Source organism: Acetobacter oryzoeni (genome assembly GCF_004014775.2).
Taxonomy (GTDB): domain Bacteria; phylum Pseudomonadota; class Alphaproteobacteria; order Acetobacterales; family Acetobacteraceae; genus Acetobacter; species Acetobacter oryzoeni.
This window is the reverse complement of the sequence record NZ_CP042808.1, coordinates 1051254-1069871: the sequence shown is the minus strand read 5'-3', so window position 1 is coordinate 1069871 and position 18618 is coordinate 1051254. Positions and strand designations below refer to the sequence as shown.

The window sequence follows — 18618 nt, the reverse complement described above, 5'->3', positions numbered from 1 at the left end:
GTGTATCGCTTGTGTCCAGTCCCCTTTCCTTCACATCCTCTTCGGTTCCTGGGCAAGATGGCAATTCTGCCCTAGCCCCATTACTGGCCCCGCTTGAAAGCCTGCCTGGCGTCAGCACCGCACGCGCCAAGCTGTTGGGCCGCATTGCAGGCGGACGCAGGGTAATGGACCTGCTGTTCTGCCTGCCCGAAAGCATTACAGACCGCAGGCTGCGCCCCACACTGGCGCAACTCAGGCCCGATACAATCGCAACCGTTACAGGCGTGGTGCAAGATATTCGCAGCCCCGCACCGCGCACCCGCCAGCCGTGGCGGGTAATGATTGATGATGCCACGGGTGTGCTGGAAGTCGCCTTCTTTTCCCCCTGGCAGACCAAACAGGTTGTGAAGGGAGAAAGCATTGCCCTTTCCGGCAAGGTAGAACGCTTTGGCGATAAGCTGACCATCACATCCCCCGATTACCTGGTCCCCGCAAACCAGATAGAGCGCATTCCGCTGCTAGACCCCGTTTGGCCCCTTACGGCTGGACTGTTTACCGGGCAGGTGCGCATGGCCATGGCAGCCGCCCTCCGCCTTTTGCCGCCCAACCTGCCCGAATGGCATGACAAGGCCCTTATCAAACAAAAAAACTGGCCGGATTTTGCCACGGCCCTGAACTGGATGCACTTTCCAGACACCATTCCCGATAGCGCACAGGGGGATGCGTGGCATGGAAACCGCACACGTGCGCAGGCGCGTTTGGCATGTGATGAACTGCTGGCAGACCAACTGGCCATGCGCATTGCCCAGCAGGCATCCCGCGCCCGGCCTGGCCGTAGCCTGAATGGTGATGGCCACTTGCAAAAGCAGGCCCTCGCCAGCTTTGGGCATGAGCTAACCTACGGCCAAAAACATGTGCTGCGTGAAATTGAAGCCGATATGGCCACCCCGCACTGCATGAGCCGCCTTTTGCAAGGCGATGTAGGCGCAGGCAAAACGCTTGTGGCCCTTATGGCCATGCTGCGTGCGGTGGAATCTGGCACTCAAGCCGCCCTTATGGCCCCAACAGAAATACTGGCCCGCCAGCACGCAGCTACGTTCCGCCGGCTTGCCCCCGTGCCGGTGGCGTTTTTATCCAGCTCCGTTAAAGGCAAGGCGCGCAAACAAACTTTGCAGGATATTGCCGATGGCACCGCCAAGCTGGTGGTGGGCACCCATGCGCTTGTGCAAGACGGCGTAAAATTTGCTGATCTAGGGCTGGCCGTGATTGATGAGCAACATCGCTTTGGGGTCGATCAACGTCTGGCATTGGTGGAAAAAGGCCGTGATGCCGATATGCTGGTGATGACGGCAACCCCCATCCCCCGCACGTTGTTGCTCACCCGCTTTGGGGAAATGCAGATCAGCCGGCTGGAAGGCAAACCGGCTGGCCGTAAGCCTGTGCGTACATCCCTACACAGCCTTGGCAACTTTGAAGATGTGCTGGCAGGCATTGGCCGCGCGCTGGACAAAGGTGCACAGATTTTTTGGGTGTGCCCGCTGGTTTCTGAAAGCGAAGCCATGGATCTGGCTGCCGCCGAGGCCCGGCATGCGGCTTTGGTTGAGCGGTTTGGAGATAAAATCGGGCTGGCGCATGGGCAGCAGGATGCCAATGTGCGTGAGGACGTGCTGCAAGCCTTTGCCAAAGGTGAAACCCGCATGCTGGTGGCCACCACCGTAATTGAAGTGGGCGTGGATGTGCCCTCCGCCACAATTATGGTGATAGAACATGCAGAACGCTTTGGGCTGGCGCAGTTGCATCAACTCCGTGGCCGTGTGGGGCGTGGGGCAGATGCCTCCTTCTGCCTTATGCTGCATGATGAAGGCTTGGGCCTAACGGCACGCCGCAGGCTTTCCTGCCTGAAGGAAACGGAAGACGGCTTTTTAATTGCGGATGAAGATTTTCGCCTCCGTGGCGGAGGTGAGGCAACGGGCCGTCGCCAATCCGGCCTTCCCGATTATCGTATGGCGCCGGAAATGCTGGTGGATATGCTGTTAGACACAGCACATGATGAAGCCACGGAGATTCTCCCCGATGGCCCACCCACCAGCGCGCCAGAAAAGAACTTGCCGGTAGCAGCCCGCATTTTGCTGACGTTATTTAACAAAACCGACGCCGCGCGCATTTTCAGCGGCGGCTAAACGGTTGCAGCTTTAGCCTTCTACGGCTGCCAGCCACGCCTTAACCTGCCCTTCCGGGTCTGGCTGGCGAATAAAGGCAGATACGGCAGAAACACTATCGGCCCCGGCCTCAATGCACGCCCAGGCGCGTTCCAGCGTAATGCCGCCAATGGCAACCAGTGGCAGGTTGCCAATCAGCTTGCGCCATTCTGTCAGCTTCAGTGGGCCTTGGGGGCCAAACGCCATTTTTTTCAGCTTGGTTTCCCATATAGGGCCAAGGGCCACGTAATCCGGGTTGCAGCTTAGAGCGCGATCCAGCTCTTCATGGCAATGGGTGCTAATGCCAAGGCGGATACCGCCTTTGCGAATGGCGGCCAGATCTGCCGTATCCAGATCTTCCTGCCCCAGATGAATGTAATCTATGCCTTCATCCAGCGCGATCTGCCAATAATCGTTCAACACAAGGCATACGCCGTGCTGTTTGGCATAGGCATGGCCTTGCCGAATTTCTGCGCGCAGGGCGTCTTCTTCCATATCCTTCAGGCGGAGCTGAATAAAGCGTGCACCTGCACCGCCCAGCCTGTCCACCCATGTGGCGCTATCAACAACGGGATAAATCTTTTGGGGCAGAGCTGTCATGCCAGCATGGCCTTTCCTGCAACGGGAGTAGAAGGAACAGCCATATCGCGCTCTTCCATTGGGTCTGCAATACGGGCCAGCTCCCCGGCCTCTACCGCCAGACGAAACGCACGGGCCATATTTACGGGGTCTCCCGCCTTGGCCACGGCGGTGTTTATCAGCACCGCATCATAACCTAACTCCAGCGCCTGCGCGGCGTGGGAGGGCACACCAATACCGGCATCCACCACCAATGGCACACCGGGAAAATGCGCCCGCATGGCCCGCAGGCCGAACACGTTGTTCAAACCCTTGCCAGAACCAATAGGCGCACCCCACGGCATCAGCACCTCGCACCCCACGGCCAGAAGTTTTTCCGCCACCACCAAATCTTCCGTGGTGTAGGGGAACACCTTGAAACCATCTTCGGTAAGAATACGCGCGGCCTCTACAAGCCCGAACACATCTGGCTGGAGCGTATCCAGCTCCCCAATCACTTCCAGCTTCACCCAATCCGTACCGAACACTTCCCGCGCCATGTGCGCAGTGGTGACGGCTTCCTTAACCGTGTGGCAACCCGCCGTATTTGGCAGCACCGGCACCTTGAGTTCCTGAATGAGAGACCAGAACGCCTGCCCGGCACGCTCCCCCGCAGATTCGCGGCGGAGGGAAACAGTTACAACACCCGGCTGCGCAGCCAGCACGGCATCGCGCAAAATCTCGGGGGATGGATACTGGGCCGTACCCAGCATGAGTGGCGAGACAACATCCTGCCCGTAAAATGAAACAGCCATGCCCTCAGCCCCCTTGCATGGGGGCAACAATTTCAATTTGCGCCCCTTCTTCCAGCGGCGTTTCATTGCGCGTTGCCTTGGGCACAAACCGACCATTCAGCGCAGTAGCAATGCGTGCACTGCTATAGCCGAGCTCATCTATCAGGGCCGCCAGTGTTTTGGCAGAAACCTCGTGCGCTGTATCGTTAACCACAACTTTCATCGGGCGTTGCTCCTTAGGCCTGTGGGCCGAATATCAAGTCTGCCGCCTCCCGCGCCCGAGCGGGAGAAAGCAGAAAACCGTGCCGGTACATACCGTTGATATAAATGCGTTTTCCATCCTGCACCACGCGGGGCATGTTATCTGGGTAAGACGGACGCAAACCTGTGCCCATTTCCAGAATTTCCGCCTCGGCAAAACCGGGGTGCAGGGTCCATGCCGCGTTCAGAAGTTCCATCATGGAACGCACCGTCATGCCGCCAGCATTTTCGCTTTCAATCATTGTGGCCCCGACCATGAACACATGGTCAGCCCTTGGCACAATGTAAACCGGTATGCGCGGGTGCAGCATACGCACAGGCCGATGCAAGGTGACATCCGGGCAGCGCAGTAGCAACATTTCACCCCGCACGCCTCGCAGATTGTCCAGCTTTTCACGCGCAGCAAGGCCGGTGCACTCCACCACCCAATCAAACGTGGCTTCATCCGGGCAGGTTTCACCAAACTCGGCGTGGCCTCCCAGTTGTTCCAACCGTGCCAGAAGAGCCTTTAAGGCCTTGCGCGGGTCCACATGCCCTTCATCGGGAAAGAACAGCCCTTTATGGAAACGGCCTGCCAGATCGGGCTCAAGCTGAGTGATTTCTACTGTGCCTACCGTCTGAAAATGCGATGTGCGACGGCCAAAGCGGGCAATTTCCCCCACATCTCGCGCAGGTGCCAGCACAAGGCTACCTTCACGCGTGACATCGGGCACATGCTCGGCCCACCACTCTACCGAATCGATGGATTGGGCGGTGACTTCCTCTGGCGCAGATTCGGCCTCGCACCACGGGGCAAGCATGCCACCTGCCATCCATGAAGCCCCGGCCCCCACGCGGCCTCCGCTTTCATACAGGGTGACATCGCCACCCCGTTCAGCCAATGCTACGGCGGCTGTCATACCCGCCACACCGGCCCCTTTTACCAGAATGCGCGGTTTGCCGTTCATACTTTCTACCTTGCCTCCGTTACTGGCGCTGTGCTGCTGCATCTGGGCGTTATAACACGCCTCAAACCCTGCTTCTGCAAGGGCTTATGCCGCTTTAGTGTTTAGAATGCCCGCACAAGCAGCACCATAAGCAGGCAACATTCCGTTACCGCCGTGGCAATCCAGCGCATGCTCATATAGCCGGGCGGCAACCAGCCACGCTGCCATGCGCTACGTTCAGCCAACGCCACCAGCGGAAAAAACGCTGCCAGAATAATCACCCCGGCAAGCGGCACCCATGCATAGGCCAAGTAAGCCGCAATCCACCCGGCAAAAGCGGGCACCACACCCAAAACCAAACGCAGATTATCGGCCCTGTCTGCCCCGCTTGTCAGAATGGCGCGATCAAGCTCCAGCGCCAGCCCCCAATGCACGGCCCCGATAAAAGATAGGCTTACTGCCCCGTAAATCACCAACGCCATCAGCAGATTGGGCACAGGTACGCCGGAATCGAAAAACACAATGCCGCATGTGCAGGCAACAAAGGGCAAGAGCCCTGCTGCCATAAGCACCACAGCCAGAAATGGAAGTTTTTTCATGAACGTGCAGCAGGCCCTTACCTGATAATTTCATACCCAATATGGTTGACAGAAAAGCCCAACAGGCGGCCACTAGCAACCGTAGGCAGGTTTACCCTGCCCACCGTGTTCCGCCCGGAACCAAAAAAAATAACACCGGCTTCTGCCGCCAGAGGCCAGACAATAAAGGAACGGAAACACCAATGAGTGCCATTGTTGACATTATCGCACGTGAAATTCTGGACAGCCGCGGCAACCCAACGGTTGAAGTAGATGTGGAGCTGGCATCCGGCGCCAGAGGGCGTGCGGCTGTACCTTCTGGTGCCTCAACCGGTGCGCATGAAGCCGTAGAACTGCGCGATGGTGACCCCAAGCGGTTTGGTGGCAAGGGTGTTCTCAAAGCTGTTGAGAACATTGAAAACGAAATTCTGCCCACGCTACAGGGTGCCGAATCGGCAGATCAGATCGATATCGACAACGCCATGATTGATCTGGATGGCACACCCAACAAAAGCCGCATGGGTGCCAACGCCATTCTGGGTGTGTCCCTCGCCATTGCCAAAGCCACGGCAGCCGAACTGCATGTGCCACTCTACCGCTACATTGGTGGCGTGTTTGCCCATGTTCTGCCCGTGCCAATGATGAATATTGTCAACGGTGGTGAACATGCAGATAACCCCATTGATATTCAGGAATTCATGGTGCAGCCGGTGGGTGCGCCTACTGTGGCCGATGCCATCCGCTGGGGTTCGGAAATTTTTGCCCAGCTGAAAAAGGCCCTGAGCGCTGCTGGCTACAACACCAATGTTGGGGATGAAGGCGGCTTTGCCCCCGCCCTTAAATCTGCCGATGAAGCACTGGGCTTTATCACCCGTGCCGTGGAAGCCGCAGGCTACCGCCCGGGTGAAGACGTGACCTTTGCGCTGGACTGCGCCAGCACCGAGTTCTTCAAGGACGGCAAATACAACCTGAAGGGCGAAGGCAAGGTATTCGATTCCGCTGGCATGGTGTCTTACCTGTCTGACCTTGTAAGCCGTTACCCGATTGTTTCCATCGAAGACGGCATGGCTGAAGATGACTGGGAAGGCTGGGCCCTGCTGACGCACGAACTGGGCAAGAAAATCCAGCTGGTTGGGGATGATCTGTTTGTAACCAACCCGGAACGCCTGCGCCGCGGCATTCAGGCTGGTGTTGCCAACTCCCTGCTGGTGAAGGTCAACCAGATTGGCACGCTGACAGAAACACTTCAGGCTGTGGAAATGGCGCATCGCGCTGGCTACACCGCCGTGATGAGCCATCGCTCTGGTGAAACAGAAGATTCCACCATTGCTGATCTGGCTGTGGCCACAAACTGTGGGCAGATCAAAACCGGCTCCCTTTCCCGCTCCGATCGGACAGCCAAATACAACCAGCTCATCCGTATTGAGCAGGAACTGGCAACTGCTGCACGCTATGCAGGCCGCACCATTTTAAAAACCGCATAAACCACAGCGCTTTTGGCGCAACAGGTTGCAAAAAAGCCGCTCTCCCACCCGGAGGCGGCTTTTTTCATGCGCTCATGCCTTGGCGCTGCCACACTTCATGGTTTAGACAGAAAGACAGACCCAGAGGTGCAGGCTAAACTGCACAGAACCAGAAAAAAGGCAGCGCCAGAGTGCAGATCGGTCGTTTCATTCGTCGCACAGTGCGGGCGGTTGTGCCCCCTTTGGTTTTTCTTGGCATTGCAGGCTATTTTGGCTGGAACGCAACGCAGGGTGATCACGGTATTCAGGCTTACAAGCAGCAATTGGGGCTGCTGGAACAGGCCAAACAATCCAAACAGGATGCCATTGCCGAGCAGGCTGCATGGCACCGCCGCGTAAACGGCCTGCGTGAACAATCCCTGGATACAGATATTCTGGATGAACGCGCCCGCGCCATGCTGAACATGGCAGACCGGAATGATATTGTTGTGCCCTACGATAGGCGAGACCCGCTGTTTTAAGCGCCTCCCCTTAATATCTGTGCCGGATAACATATTCTTTCGGCACAATCAGGCATAAAAAAAACGGCGCCCGAGAGCGCCGTTTTTTTCATCCATATTCCGAAGAATGCAGATTATTTGATCTTGGCTTCGCGGAACACGACGTGCTTGCGAGCAACCGGATCGTACTTCTTCAGTTCCATTTTACCGGTGTGCGCACGAGCATTTTTCTTGGTCACGTAGAAGTAACCGGTGTCCGCCGTGGAGACGAGACGGATCTTGATAACGTTGGTCTTGGCCATGACTTCCTCAGCAGAGCATGATGTACGGAGCCGCATAAACGGCACCGACGGTGTTCAAGTGCCGGCAAAATGCGCATACAAGTGCAAAAGGTCAAGTATTCTTGCATCAAAGCGGTGCAACAGGCCAAAAAAGGAGGAATTTTTATGCTGGATGTGGCTGTTGCGCGCGCCCGAATTCTTAAAAACCTAAAAACATGCGGGCAGGAAATTGTGCTGATTTCGCAGGCATGTGGCCGCGTGCTGGCCCAGCCCGTTCATGCCCGCACGGCCAACCCACCGGTTTCTGTTTCCGCAATGGATGGATATGCCGCAAAAGCGGAAGATGCGCTGGAAGGCGCGGTTTTGCGCATTGTGGGCGAAGCCCCCGCAGGCCACCCATGCACTGTTACAGTGCAGAAGGAGGAATGTGTACGGCTATTTACCGGCGCGCAAATTCCCGCTGGCGCAGATACCGTTATCATTCAGGAAAACGTGCAGCGTGAAGGTGATCACGCCAAGCTGACGGCCCCGGCACGCCAAGGGCAGTATATTCGCCAGCAGGGGCAGGATTTTCAGAAAAACGATGAGTTGTTGCCAGCTGGGCGCAGACTCGGCCCTCGAGATATCGGGTTGGCTGCTGCAGGCGGGCATGTGTGGCTTACGGTTTCGCGCCGCCCACGCGTAGGTATTCTGGCCACAGGTGATGAAATTATCCTGCCCGGAGACCCAGCCCCGGCAGATGGCATTTTCAATTCCGCCACCTTCATGGTGGCTGCCCTCCTACAACAGCAGGGCGCAGAAACCATTATGCTCCCCATTGCGCGCGACAATATGGAAAGCCTGACAACCCAGTTCCGCCAAGCTGCCTCGTTGGATATGCTGGTGAGCATTGGTGGTGCAAGCGTGGGAGATTACGATCTGGTGCGCCCTGCTCTGGCCGAAATCGGGCTACAGCAGGATTTCTGGAAAATTGCCATGCGCCCCGGCAAACCGCTTATGTCTGGCCGGCTGGGTAATACGCCCATTATTGGCCTGCCCGGTAACCCCGTGGCCGCCATGGTGTGCTCCATTGTGTTTGTAACACCTGCCCTGCACGCTCTTATGGGGCTACCCGTTGGCGATGAACTCCAAACAGAACCCGCCATTCTGGGCTGTGATGTGAAAGAAAACGATGCCCGGCAGGATTTTTTACGCGCAACACTTGCGCCCTCCCCGCAAGGCGCTGTACCTGTGGCCACGCCTTTTTCCCGGCAGGATTCAGCACAGCTGAACATTCTCAAGCAAAGCCAGGTTTTGGTAATGCGTGCCCCCTTTGCTCCGGCACAAAAAGCAGGCACACCCTGCCAGATAATCCGCCTGCCCTGATCGCTCCCTTGACATAAAAAGAGAACTTATGTAGAACAATCGCAAGATTTTTTTTCATTACGACAGCCGCTTTTTGAGGTGCGATATGCTGACGCGCAAACAGCACAAACTCCTGCTTTTTATTGATTCGCACCTCAAACAAACAGGTTTCTCACCTTCCTTTGATGAAATGCGTGAGGCTATGGGCCTGCGCTCCAAATCTGGCATTCACCGGCTTATTTCCGGGCTGGAAGAACGCGGGTTCTTGCGCCGTCATCACCATCGGGCGCGGGCGCTGGAAGTTATTCAACTGCCAGAAATGCAGGAACTGCCACCCAACGTGGTGCGTGCCAGCTTTACACGCCCCAAAGCCGAAACCGTACGAATCCCGCTTTATGGGCGCATTGCCGCAGGCCTACCCATAGAAGCCGTGCCTGATACCACCCATGCGCTCACGGTTCCTGCCGAAATGCTGGGCAGCGGTGATTACTACGCGTTGGAAGTAGCCGGAGATTCCATGGTGGATGCTGGCATTCTGGATGGTGACAACGTCATTATCCGCCGCACAGATCAAGCCGAAAATGGGCAGATTGTGGTGGCGCTAATTGATGAGCATGAAGTTACGCTCAAACGCCTGCGCCGCAAGGGCAACATGATTGCGCTGGAACCTGCCAATTCCAGCTACGAAACCCGTATTGTTCCGGCTGAAAAGCTGCGTATTCAGGGCTGCTTGGCTGGGTTGATCCGTCAATATTAAGGCAAATACCTGCGGGGCAAAACTTACCCTGCAGGTATCTGTTTTTCTATTACTGGCAGACATCGTCCCACTGCGGGAAAAGCTTCGCCAGTTCAGACACCACATCTGGTGTAATTTCCGCACAAAACGGCACTTCTGCCAGAATACGCACCCTGCCTTTTTGCGCGATTGTCTCACGGTTTTCTGCATTCAGTGGGCCACTTAGCACCACACCAGCCACGGCAATGTGCCGGGCACGCAAGGCTTCCAAGCTCAACAAAGTATGGTTAAGCGTGCCAAGCTCACTCCGCGCCACCAGCACTACGGGCAAGCCCCAGCGTTGGGCCAGATCAATCATCATCAGGTCTGGCGTTGCAGGCACCATCAGGCCGCCTGCGCCTTCTACAACCAGCGGCTTATCTGCATCACCTTGTGGCAGCGCCAGTTGGGCGGGATCAACCTGCACACCTTCTGCACGCGCTGCAGCATCGGGAGAAAGGGGCGCAAGAAAAGCCCCTGCGGGTTTGAAGCAAGGCGGATCTCCGGCAAGGTGCTTCACTGTAGGGGTATCCCCTTCCTCATCCGCCAAACCGCTTTGCAAGGGCTTCCAATAAGCCCCCTGCCAGCACCGCACCAAGCAGGCGGAAACCAGCGTTTTGCCAATGCCAGTATCGGTGCCCGTTACAAATACGCCTTTGCGTGGTGGCTTACGGAAACAGGCATACCCAACACGCCATGTAATGGCGCATCCTGCTTGCTGAAACCGCAAAGCAACGCGGCGCAAATATGTAGAAGATAACGGCACAGCGCCATCGCGCGGAACAGATGCGCCTGTAGCCTTCAGATGCCGTACAAAATCCAGCCCATCTGCAAAAGCCTGCACAATATCCTGCTCTGCCCAACCACCAGAAAACGCAGGCGGGCACCAACTTTGCACAGCGGTTAATTCTGGGTAAACCGGAGTTGCTGCCTGTTGTCCTTCTTGCTTACAGGCCTGTTGCCATTCAGCAAATGTGCCGTCCAGCAATGTAGAAACCGCAAGCACACCACCCGGAGCCAGAAGCTTTGCAAGAGTGCGCAAAACCTTTGCGGGTTCTGGTAACCATTGCATAATCAGATTGCCACAAATCAGATCAAATGGGCCGTTCACATCTGGCGTGGTCGCGTCCATCTGATGGTAGGAAACACTTTCCCCTAACCGGCTTTTAGCCCGCGCGAGCATATTTGGCGCAAAATCCGTTGCCAGAATATCTGCATCAGGCCAGCAAGCGCGCAGATGTTCGGTTAGCAACCCAGTGCCGCAACCAATTTCCAAAATACGCAGGGGCTTTTTGGCATCCATGCTGGTGTGTATGCGCTGGAACAGTTCACGCGCTGCCACACGTTGCACCGTGGCTGCTTGATCATACTTTTCGGCGGCATCAAAACTTTGGCAAATACGCACAGCGCGGGTGGGTGTTTTCATCGTTGTTGTTCCATCCTGTTGCGCAGCGTTTCCAAAAACCAGGCACATTCGACCGGGTGCGTTTGAGGCAACAGATGCCCTCCGTTTTCCACCCATTTTATATGAGCTGGAGCAGGAAAAGAGGCTTTAGTCATACTGGGTGAGGCAATGTCATCCTGCCGCCCTGCCAACACATCTAACGAGCCACACGGCAAATCTGCCCGCACATCTTCTGTGCACAGAAGATCCAGCCCATGCACCAGTTTTTCTGGCTGGCAGCGTGCGGCAAAAACAGGCGATGCTCCACAGCGCTGGCGGAAATCATTTACCACCGCAGCAGGTTCTCGCCCCAAGCCGCGTATCATGCGTTGCACAATGCGTGGCGCCACACCTTCAGAAAAACCTTCTCGGCTGGCAAAGCAGGCAAACGTGTTGATACCTGCAAACCGGCTCCCTGCCGGCAAAACGCCCTGCCTGCGTTGCATCATCAGCCACATAAAGCCGAGGGAATGGCCAATCCCCAATATGGGCTGCTGTTTTTGGCATACATCATCCAGCGTAATCGCTTTTGTAACACCGCTCGCCTCTGGCTTTAAAAAACCGAGGTCCAACGTTACTGCATCTGCCCAGTTCAGTTGCGCAAGCGCGGGTTGCCAGAACTCCGGCCCAAATGCCCAACCGTGAACAAACACAGGTAAAAGCCGCGCCATTACGCCAAACCTTTGCTGGCACGTATGAACGTATCAGCCAGCGCTTCCATTTGCGCCCATGTATGGTTGGCATGAAAAACCACCCGCAAACGGCAGCCGCCTGGTGGCACCGTGGGGGGACGAATAGCCACGGCCAGAAAACCAGCCTCTAACATCTTCTGGGCCAGAGTGCGCGCCTGTGGCTCCTGCCCTACCAGAATGGGCACAATCTGGGTGCTGGATGGCCCTGTATCCTGCCCCGCATCGTGCATTTTCTGGCGAAAGCTGGCGGCAAGTGCGGCAACATGCGCACGCTGGGCGTCCATTTGCGGCAGCAAATCAAGTGCTGCATCAACAGCCCCCAACACCAAAGGAGAAGGCGCTGTAGAATAGATAAAGCCAGAAGCCGCGTTATCGAGCCATCTGCATAGTCCTTCGGAGGCAGCAATAAATGCCCCCATACTGCCCAAGGCCTTGCTGAAGGTGCCTATCACCACATCGGCTAGCCCATTTGCCAACCCGGCACCTTCTGGCCCCAATATACCGGTTGCGTGGGCTTCATCCACACATAGCAGAGCGTCATATTTTTGGGTGACCTCATGCAGCGCGGCAATATCCGCTACATCGCCATCCATGCTGAACACGCTTTCTGTCAGCACAATACGTAGGCCGGTGCCTTCGGTTTTCTGAAGCAGGTTTTCAAGATGCGCCACATCATTATGGCGGAACCGAATCGGGCGTATACCAGCCGCTGCACAACCATGATACAGGCTGGCATGGATAAGCTTATCCGCCAGAATAACGGCGGGTGCCCCACATACCTGCACAGAAAGCCGTGCCAAAGCTGGCACTAGGGAGGCATTGGCCTGCCAGCCGGAAGAAAACAAACGTGCCGCCTGCATGTGCTTTAGCCGCGCCACACGTTTTTCCAGCATACAAGCCTGCGAGGATGTGCCTGTTACCAACCGGGAGGCACCGCTGCCGCTGCCTTCTGCCTGTGCCCAAGAACACGCCCGCTCACGCAACAAGGGATGCATGCGCAGGCCCAGATAATCGTTGGACGAAAAATCTGTGACCACAACGCCATCTGAACGCTTGAGCAGCGCCCCCCCGGCATATTGCCATTGCTGACAGGTGCGCAAACGCCCCTGAGCAGACAGATCTGCCAGCCCCTTCTGGAAAAGATTATCAAACCGCGTCATGTAACATGTGGTGCCGCAGCCTGAAGGGCGGGTCAATCATCTACAGGGAACATTCCATGACAGAAGCTTCCGGCTCATCTCTATCTTCCATGCCGGAATGGTACACGCAGGGCCTGCCCCATATCTGGCTACCTTATAGCCAGATGAAAACAGCCCCGGCGCCACTTGCCGCCGCACGCACGCACAACACCCGCATAACCCTAACCGATGGCCGGGAACTGGTAGATGGCGTGGCCGCGTGGTGGACAGCCTGCCACGGCTATAATCACCCTCATATTCGCCAGGCTGTATGCCAGCAGATGGAAACCATGCCTCATGTGATGTTTGGCGGCATGGTGCACGAACCCGCCCTGCGGCTGGCCAGCAGATTATGCGCCATGTTGCCGGGAGATCTGGAGCGGGTGTTTTTTACGGATTCAGGCTCGGTTTCCGTAGAAGTGGCCATGAAAATGGCCATTCAGTACCGCCTGAACAAAGGGCAGACCAAACGCACCAAGATGCTGGCCTTCCGGGGTGGCTATCATGGGGACACACTGGCCACCATGTCTGTTTGTGACCCGGAAGAAGGCATGCACCATCTGTACGGTTCTGCCCTGATGGAGCACGTGATCTCCCCTCTGCCAGTCGATGAAGCCAGCACCGCTGTATTTCTAAATCTGCTGGCCAAACATGCGCACGAACTTGCCGCCATTATAACCGAGCCTTTGGTGCAGGGTGCTGGCGGCATGCTGTTTCATGCCCCGCAAACACTGCGCACTTTGCGCAAAGCTGCGGATGACCACGATGTGCTGCTGATTTTAGATGAAATCTTTACCGGCTTTGGCCGCACCGGCACCATGTTTGCCTGCGAACAGGCTGGTATTGTGCCCGATATTATCACGCTTTCCAAAGCGCTTACGGGCGGCACCATGGCCCTTGCTGCCACAGTGGCGCGGCGGCATGTGTTTGAGGCTTTCCTTTCTGATAACCCCGAACACGCGCTGATGCACGGGCCAACCTTTATGGCCAACCCACTGGCTTGCGCCTGCGCCAATGCCTCGCTTGATCTGTTTGAAACCGAGCCCCGCCTTCAGCAAGTGCAAGATATCAACACGTTTCTGACTGAGGCGCTGGAACCCTGCCGCACCCTGCCCGGCGTAAAGGATGTACGCACACTTGGGGCCATTAGTGTTGTAGAACTGGAAAAGATCAATAACCCGGATGCATTGCGGCAGCGTTTTATTGCCGAGGGCGTATGGATACGCCCCTTCCGCAATATTGTTTACCTAACACCCGCGTTTACAATTGAAAAACAGAATTTACGCAAACTAACAGATGCCATTTACAAAGTATTACCCTGAAAAACCGTAAGGTCAGGAAGATGAAGGCGTTGTATGCATCCATGCTGCCGCAGCGTGTTCATCTTCTTCCCGCGCATCCACCCATGCCGTATGGCCGTTGGCGAACTCTTCTTTTTTCCAGAACGGCGCGCCGGTTTTAAGCCGATCGATCAAGAACGATGTGGCCGAAAGTGCCGCGGCCCGATGTGCCGCAGCAGTGCCCACCAGCACAATAGGCGCACCCACTTCTAACCTGCCAACCCTGTGTATGAGCGTACATCCAAGCAGATTGAAGCGCTGCATGGCTTCCTGCGCAAGCTGGTTAAGGATTGTTTCTGTCATGCCCGGATAATGTTCCAGCGTCAGGCTCAGCAAACCATCTCCGCCACGCACCTGCCCTATAAACAGACCCATACCGCCAACTTGTTCAGAAAGGCTGGAAAGGCGCGCGGTTTCAGCCCCTGTATCAAAAGCTGCCTGCTGCACCAAAACACGAACAGACATGCGTATCAGCCGCCTGTCATGGGGGGGAAAAACGCAAGCTCATCACCAGCTTGCACACAGGTATCAAACCCACCCAACTTTTGGTTGATGGCAACACGAATGCGCGGTGTGCCGGCAAACACCTCATCCAGCTTTGCATCATGCTGGCGCAGCTCCTGCACCAACGCCGCAACAGGCATAGTAGTGGATGGCAGCGTAACCCGCTGGCTTTCACGCCCCAATTGCTCACGCAGGGCGGCAAAATAAAGAATATTTACGGAGCCTGTCATGGCCTGCCTGCCGTGGTTTGAGTTTTCAGCCGCTTCATCCGCTACGCTCAAACAGCGTAAGCGTTAATGGTGCACGGTGGAACGGTTATCCTTGATGGTGCTAACGGATCCATCTGGTTGGATCAAGGTAATGGTGCCGTCATCATTCGGAATTTCGATAGGTGCACCTACACCACGATGCGCCCCGTATTTGCTGGAAACATCCGGCTCTACATCTGGCAGTTTACCCGCTGTACCACCCCCAATAACGCCGTGGCGAATATCTTCTTTTTCGCCAATGCTCATTTCCTCACCATCAGGAAGCTGGGGGCCATTCGCCACCTCTCCACCCAGCACAGTACCTACGCGGTCTTTTTCAACATCTTCCAGCGTAGGCAGTGGCGTTGGAGGGCCGGGCCACATATTGCCACCTTCTGGCAGAATGGGAATATCTACAGCAGATTGCCCCCTGATCCGCCGCATATTAAGGTCTTCCCCCGATGGGGCATTGGGATTTTCGCCCGGAAGCGTTGCTGTATCCGATACAAACTTGTCAAAGCCTGCACATCCGCTCACGATCATACATAAACCTAGAAGAGCGGCTTTTCGCATGCCCTGACTCCGCAATCATCATCTTTCAATAGCAGGCGAATCATTCCCTGCCTGCGATTGCGGCCCTTTAGAACCGCACCTCATGCTAAATAACGGTTTATCCACCAGACACAAGGCGATGCGGCAAAATGAAGTTATTTTTCTGGAATAGATGCAGCGTATTACTAAAATAGTAACGAAGTTTTTTACATTTCAACATGGCGCAAACCGGTTGTTAAATAATCCCAGCCGGTTATCAATGTAAGCACCGCAGAAATCCAAAGTAATACAGCACCAATAAGCGCAACTGGTAGCCACGGCATACCCAGTAAAGCGCCAGTTCCATCACCCGCCAGCAAAAAGCCAATGGCTGTCATTTGGAAGCCGGTTTTCCATTTTGCCAAACGGGTTACGGGCAGGCGCGCATGCCGCTCTGCCAGATATTCCCGCATACCGGAAACCAGAATTTCACGGCACAGAATAATAATGGCTGGCCATAGCCCCTGATAAGGCAGACGCGCAAAACCAGCCAGCACCATCAGGCATGCCCCAACCAGCAGTTTATCTGCAATGGAATCAAACATGCGCCCGAAATCTGACATCTGATGGCGTGAACGCGCCAGCTTACCATCAAAATAATCGGTTATTCCCGCCAGAATGAACAGCAGACACGCCAAGGCATCTGTACGCGGGCTTCCCCATGCAGCCAGAGTGACCACTATGGGTATGGCTACAATACGCGAAATTGTCAGGACATTCGGCAGATCTGTCAGCATTGCGGAATATAGTAACCTATTTCCTGCACTGCTGGAATGGCTTATGCTATCGCAAAGGTGTCAGGCACCCAGAATTCTTGTGCAATGCTCATATGCCAATGCTCATTCTGGTGTCCAGTCTGGGTGAAAATGGCCGTAAATGGCCCGTGCAGTTTCTCGGCTGATACCGGGTGCGGCTTCCAGTTCTGCCAAACCGGCTTGTTTGATCGCACGTGCTGAACCAAATGTGTTCAACAGCAGCTTTTTACGCGCCGGCCCAATACCGGGCACATCATCCAGTTCAGATTTCACCAACGTTTTGGATCTGCCAGACCTATGGGTGGTAATGGCAAACCGGTGCGCCTCATCACGCAGCCGCTGTAAATAGTACAGTACAGGGTCGCGCAAATCGAGCTGGAACGGCTCCTTGTCCTCTGTATAGAACCATTCCTTCCCGGCATCACGGTCTGGCCCCTTGGCAATGCCCACAAGCTTTACGCCTGTTACACCCAGATCATCCAGCACACTGCGCACGGCAGAATATTGCCCGGCACCCCCATCAATCAGCAGCACATCGGGCCAGTTGGAAGTATCCCCCTCTTCCGCTTCTTTCAAAGCACGGCCAAAGCGGCGCTCCAGCACTTCGCGCATCATGCCAAAGTCATCCCCTGGTGTAACGGGACCTTTGATCTTGAACTTGCGATACGCCTTGCGGTTAAAGCCCTCCGGCCCACCCACAATCATCACCCCATAGGCGTGCGAGCCCTGAATATGGCTGTTATCATACACTTCTATGCGTTCTGGCGGCGCATCCAGCCCCAGAACATCTGCCACGCCTTGCAGCAATTTGGCCTGCCCTGCGGTTTCTGCCAGCTTGCGGCTTAACGCATCCCGCGCGTTGGTTACCGCATGATCAAGCACCTGCTTTTTCTCACCCCGCTGTGGTGTCAGAATTTCTACCTTGCGGCCACGCCGGAGAGAAAGCGCCTCCGTCAGCAGCAAAGATTCCGGCAGTTCATAATTCACCAAAATCTGGGCCGGGCATGGCTTGTCATCATAAAACTGCGCGATAAAGGCAGAAAGCACATCTGCGGGTGCGGCATCCTGCGTATGGGCCGGAAAGAACGAGCGGCTGCCATTATTGCGCCCACCGCGAATGAAAAACACCTGAATACAGGCGTGTCCGGCCTCCTGCCACAATGCCAGCACATCTGCATCCTGCAAAGATGCCGGGTTGATCACGCTGGATTCCTGCATCTGTGCCAGCGCACGAATACGATCTCGCAGCACGGCCGCACGCTCAAAATCCAGCGCTTCTGCGGCGACATTCATTTCCTGCCCCAAGGTTTCGCGCAGCGCCGTATCCTTGCCAGACAGGAAATCCCGCGCCTGTTCTACCAGTTGCCCATAGGATTGCTGATCTATCCGGTCCACACATGGGCCAGAACAGCGTTTGATTTGATAAAGCAGGCATGGGCGGGTGCGGGCGTTAAAAACCGCATCTGTGCAGGAGCGCAGCAGAAAAACGCGCTGGATCAAGTTGAGCGTCTGGTTAACAGCCCAAGCCGAAGCAAACGGCCCCCACAGGCTGGCTCCTTTAACGGCCTTGCCGCGGTGCTTGGCAATTTGCGGGAACGCATGTGCATCTGTCAGCATCAGCCACGGGTAGCTTTTGTCATCCCGCAGCAGAATGTTGAAGCGCGGCTTCATGCGCTTGATGTAGTTGGCCTCCAGCAGCAGCGCTTCCGCTTCCGTGTGGGTGGTCACAATTTCCATTGCCACCGTTTCGGAAACCATGCGCCGCAGCCGTTCGGGCAGGCGGTTGATATGGGTGTACGATGTTACCCGCTTTTTAAGTGCTAAGGCCTTACCAACGTACAGCACCTCTCCCTTAGCCCCGAGCATACGATACACGCCGGGTGAAAGCGGCATGGTTTTAAGCGCATGCCGAATGGCCTCCACCCCTTTTACGGCAGGGGCTGCCTGTTCCTGCGCCACAGGCAGGGTGTCTGAAGGGGTAGAATCAGCTGTCATCATACGCTCTTGGTCGAAAGGGAAATTTCATCCACCGTTTTTGTGGATAACTCTGTGGAACAGCTGGGGCTGACTCATCATAAACCGCAGAAAGTCGGCCCTTTCAACAGATTGCACAGTTTTTGATCATTCCTGCCAACTCACTGATTTCAAAAGATTTAATGTGTTGCGGTTTTTTGACACCCTGCGGTTTTTGAACTTTTTGTTGAAAATA

At 55.8% G+C, this 18618-nt stretch carries 20 protein-coding genes; 6 read left to right on the top strand and 14 right to left on the bottom strand.

The window, feature by feature from the left end:
- Nucleotides 1-11: 11 nt before the first annotated feature.
- On the top strand, nt 12-2159 hold the full coding sequence (recG, locus tag EOV40_RS05075) for an ATP-dependent DNA helicase RecG (protein WP_128105210.1): 2148 nt from the start codon (nt 12-14) through the stop codon (nt 2157-2159).
- Nucleotides 2160-2171: 12 nt separating this feature from the next.
- Here recG and EOV40_RS05070 read toward each other — a convergent pair whose 3' ends face one another.
- The 5 genes from EOV40_RS05070 to EOV40_RS05050 all read right to left on the bottom strand — a co-directional run bounded on the left by EOV40_RS05070 (nt 2172) and on the right by EOV40_RS05050 (nt 5315).
- On the bottom strand, nt 2172-2777 hold the full coding sequence (locus tag EOV40_RS05070; protein ID WP_003623431.1) for a thiamine phosphate synthase: 606 nt from the start codon (nt 2775-2777) through the stop codon (nt 2172-2174).
- Nucleotides 2774-3550: a thiazole synthase gene (locus EOV40_RS05065; RefSeq protein WP_042786617.1), complete on the bottom strand. Its 777-nt coding sequence runs from the start codon at nt 3548-3550 to the stop codon at nt 2774-2776. Before EOV40_RS05065 ends, EOV40_RS05070 begins: the two co-directional genes overlap by 4 nt.
- Before the next feature lie 4 nt (nt 3551-3554).
- On the bottom strand, nt 3555-3752 hold the full coding sequence (thiS, locus tag EOV40_RS05060) for a sulfur carrier protein ThiS (RefSeq protein WP_128105209.1): 198 nt from the start codon (nt 3750-3752) through the stop codon (nt 3555-3557).
- A 13-nt stretch (nt 3753-3765) separates the two neighbouring features.
- Nucleotides 3766-4737, bottom strand: coding sequence for a glycine oxidase ThiO (gene thiO, locus EOV40_RS05055; protein ID WP_050820386.1), 972 nt, complete (start codon nt 4735-4737; stop codon nt 3766-3768).
- Between the two features lie 101 nt (nt 4738-4838).
- Nucleotides 4839-5315 (bottom strand): DUF3429 domain-containing protein, encoded by a 477-nt coding sequence (locus tag EOV40_RS05050; protein ID WP_128105208.1) that lies wholly within the window; start codon nt 5313-5315, stop codon nt 4839-4841.
- Nucleotides 5316-5497: 182 nt separating this feature from the next.
- Here EOV40_RS05050 and eno point away from each other — a divergent pair, with 182 nt between their 5' ends.
- Together eno and EOV40_RS05040 are read left to right on the top strand one after the other, a co-directional pair.
- Nucleotides 5498-6778 (top strand): phosphopyruvate hydratase, encoded by a 1281-nt coding sequence (eno, locus tag EOV40_RS05045; protein WP_128105207.1) that lies wholly within the window; start codon nt 5498-5500, stop codon nt 6776-6778.
- Nucleotides 6779-6948: 170 nt separating this feature from the next.
- Nucleotides 6949-7278 carry an FtsB family cell division protein gene (locus EOV40_RS05040; RefSeq protein ID WP_006115173.1) on the top strand — a complete coding sequence of 110 codons (330 nt, stop codon included), beginning with the start codon at nt 6949-6951 and terminating at the stop codon, nt 7276-7278.
- A gap of 113 nt (nt 7279-7391) precedes the next feature.
- On the opposite strand, the gene rpmG is transcribed toward EOV40_RS05040, so the two are convergent.
- The gene (gene rpmG / locus EOV40_RS05035) at nt 7392-7559 is read right to left on the bottom strand and encodes a 50S ribosomal protein L33 (protein ID WP_003623017.1); all 168 of its coding nucleotides are present in this window, start codon (nt 7557-7559) and stop codon (nt 7392-7394) included.
- A gap of 69 nt (nt 7560-7628) precedes the next feature.
- On the opposite strand from rpmG, the gene EOV40_RS05030 reads away from it, so the two are divergent.
- Together EOV40_RS05030 and lexA are read left to right on the top strand one after the other, a co-directional pair.
- Nucleotides 7629-8903 carry a molybdopterin molybdotransferase MoeA gene (locus tag EOV40_RS05030; RefSeq protein WP_128105206.1) on the top strand — a complete coding sequence of 425 codons (1275 nt, stop codon included), beginning with the start codon at nt 7629-7631 and terminating at the stop codon, nt 8901-8903.
- Nucleotides 8904-8988: 85 nt separating this feature from the next.
- On the top strand, nt 8989-9639 hold the full coding sequence (gene lexA / locus EOV40_RS05025) for a transcriptional repressor LexA (protein WP_128105205.1): 651 nt from the start codon (nt 8989-8991) through the stop codon (nt 9637-9639).
- A gap of 49 nt (nt 9640-9688) precedes the next feature.
- Here the strand turns inward: lexA and bioD are convergent, their stop codons facing one another.
- Genes bioD through EOV40_RS05010 form a run of 3 tightly spaced genes read right to left on the bottom strand, consistent with a single transcriptional unit; the run spans nt 9689 to nt 12953 of the window.
- Complete coding sequence (gene bioD / locus EOV40_RS05020; protein ID WP_128105204.1) at nt 9689-11083, bottom strand: dethiobiotin synthase; 1395 nt, start codon at nt 11081-11083, stop codon at nt 9689-9691.
- Nucleotides 11080-11772 (bottom strand): alpha/beta hydrolase, encoded by a 693-nt coding sequence (locus EOV40_RS05015; RefSeq protein ID WP_128105203.1) that lies wholly within the window; start codon nt 11770-11772, stop codon nt 11080-11082. Before EOV40_RS05015 ends, bioD begins: the two co-directional genes overlap by 4 nt.
- Nucleotides 11772-12953, bottom strand: a complete 1182-nt coding sequence (locus EOV40_RS05010) for an aminotransferase class I/II-fold pyridoxal phosphate-dependent enzyme (RefSeq protein WP_128105202.1) — start codon at nt 12951-12953, stop codon at nt 11772-11774. The genes EOV40_RS05015 and EOV40_RS05010 overlap by 1 nt, the downstream gene beginning before the upstream one ends.
- A gap of 56 nt (nt 12954-13009) precedes the next feature.
- On the opposite strand from EOV40_RS05010, the gene EOV40_RS05005 reads away from it, so the two are divergent.
- On the top strand, nt 13010-14293 hold the full coding sequence (locus EOV40_RS05005; RefSeq protein WP_128105201.1) for an adenosylmethionine--8-amino-7-oxononanoate transaminase: 1284 nt from the start codon (nt 13010-13012) through the stop codon (nt 14291-14293).
- A 12-nt stretch (nt 14294-14305) separates the two neighbouring features.
- Here EOV40_RS05005 and EOV40_RS05000 read toward each other — a convergent pair whose 3' ends face one another.
- The 5 genes from EOV40_RS05000 to uvrC all read right to left on the bottom strand — a co-directional run bounded on the left by EOV40_RS05000 (nt 14306) and on the right by uvrC (nt 18407).
- Nucleotides 14306-14776: a molybdenum cofactor biosynthesis protein MoaE gene (locus tag EOV40_RS05000; protein ID WP_128105200.1), complete on the bottom strand. Its 471-nt coding sequence runs from the start codon at nt 14774-14776 to the stop codon at nt 14306-14308.
- 5 nt (nt 14777-14781) lie between these two features.
- Nucleotides 14782-15045: a molybdopterin converting factor subunit 1 gene (moaD, locus tag EOV40_RS04995; RefSeq protein WP_128105199.1), complete on the bottom strand. Its 264-nt coding sequence runs from the start codon at nt 15043-15045 to the stop codon at nt 14782-14784.
- A gap of 63 nt (nt 15046-15108) precedes the next feature.
- The gene (locus tag EOV40_RS04990; RefSeq protein ID WP_128105198.1) at nt 15109-15636 is read right to left on the bottom strand and encodes a hypothetical protein; all 528 of its coding nucleotides are present in this window, start codon (nt 15634-15636) and stop codon (nt 15109-15111) included.
- Nucleotides 15637-15821: 185 nt separating this feature from the next.
- Nucleotides 15822-16391: a CDP-diacylglycerol--glycerol-3-phosphate 3-phosphatidyltransferase gene (pgsA, locus tag EOV40_RS04985; RefSeq protein WP_050819661.1), complete on the bottom strand. Its 570-nt coding sequence runs from the start codon at nt 16389-16391 to the stop codon at nt 15822-15824.
- 102 nt (nt 16392-16493) lie between these two features.
- Entirely contained in the window at nt 16494-18407 is a 1914-nt protein-coding gene (gene uvrC, locus EOV40_RS04980) for an excinuclease ABC subunit UvrC (RefSeq protein ID WP_128105197.1), read from the bottom strand.
- Between the last annotated feature and the right edge of the window lie 211 nt (nt 18408-18618).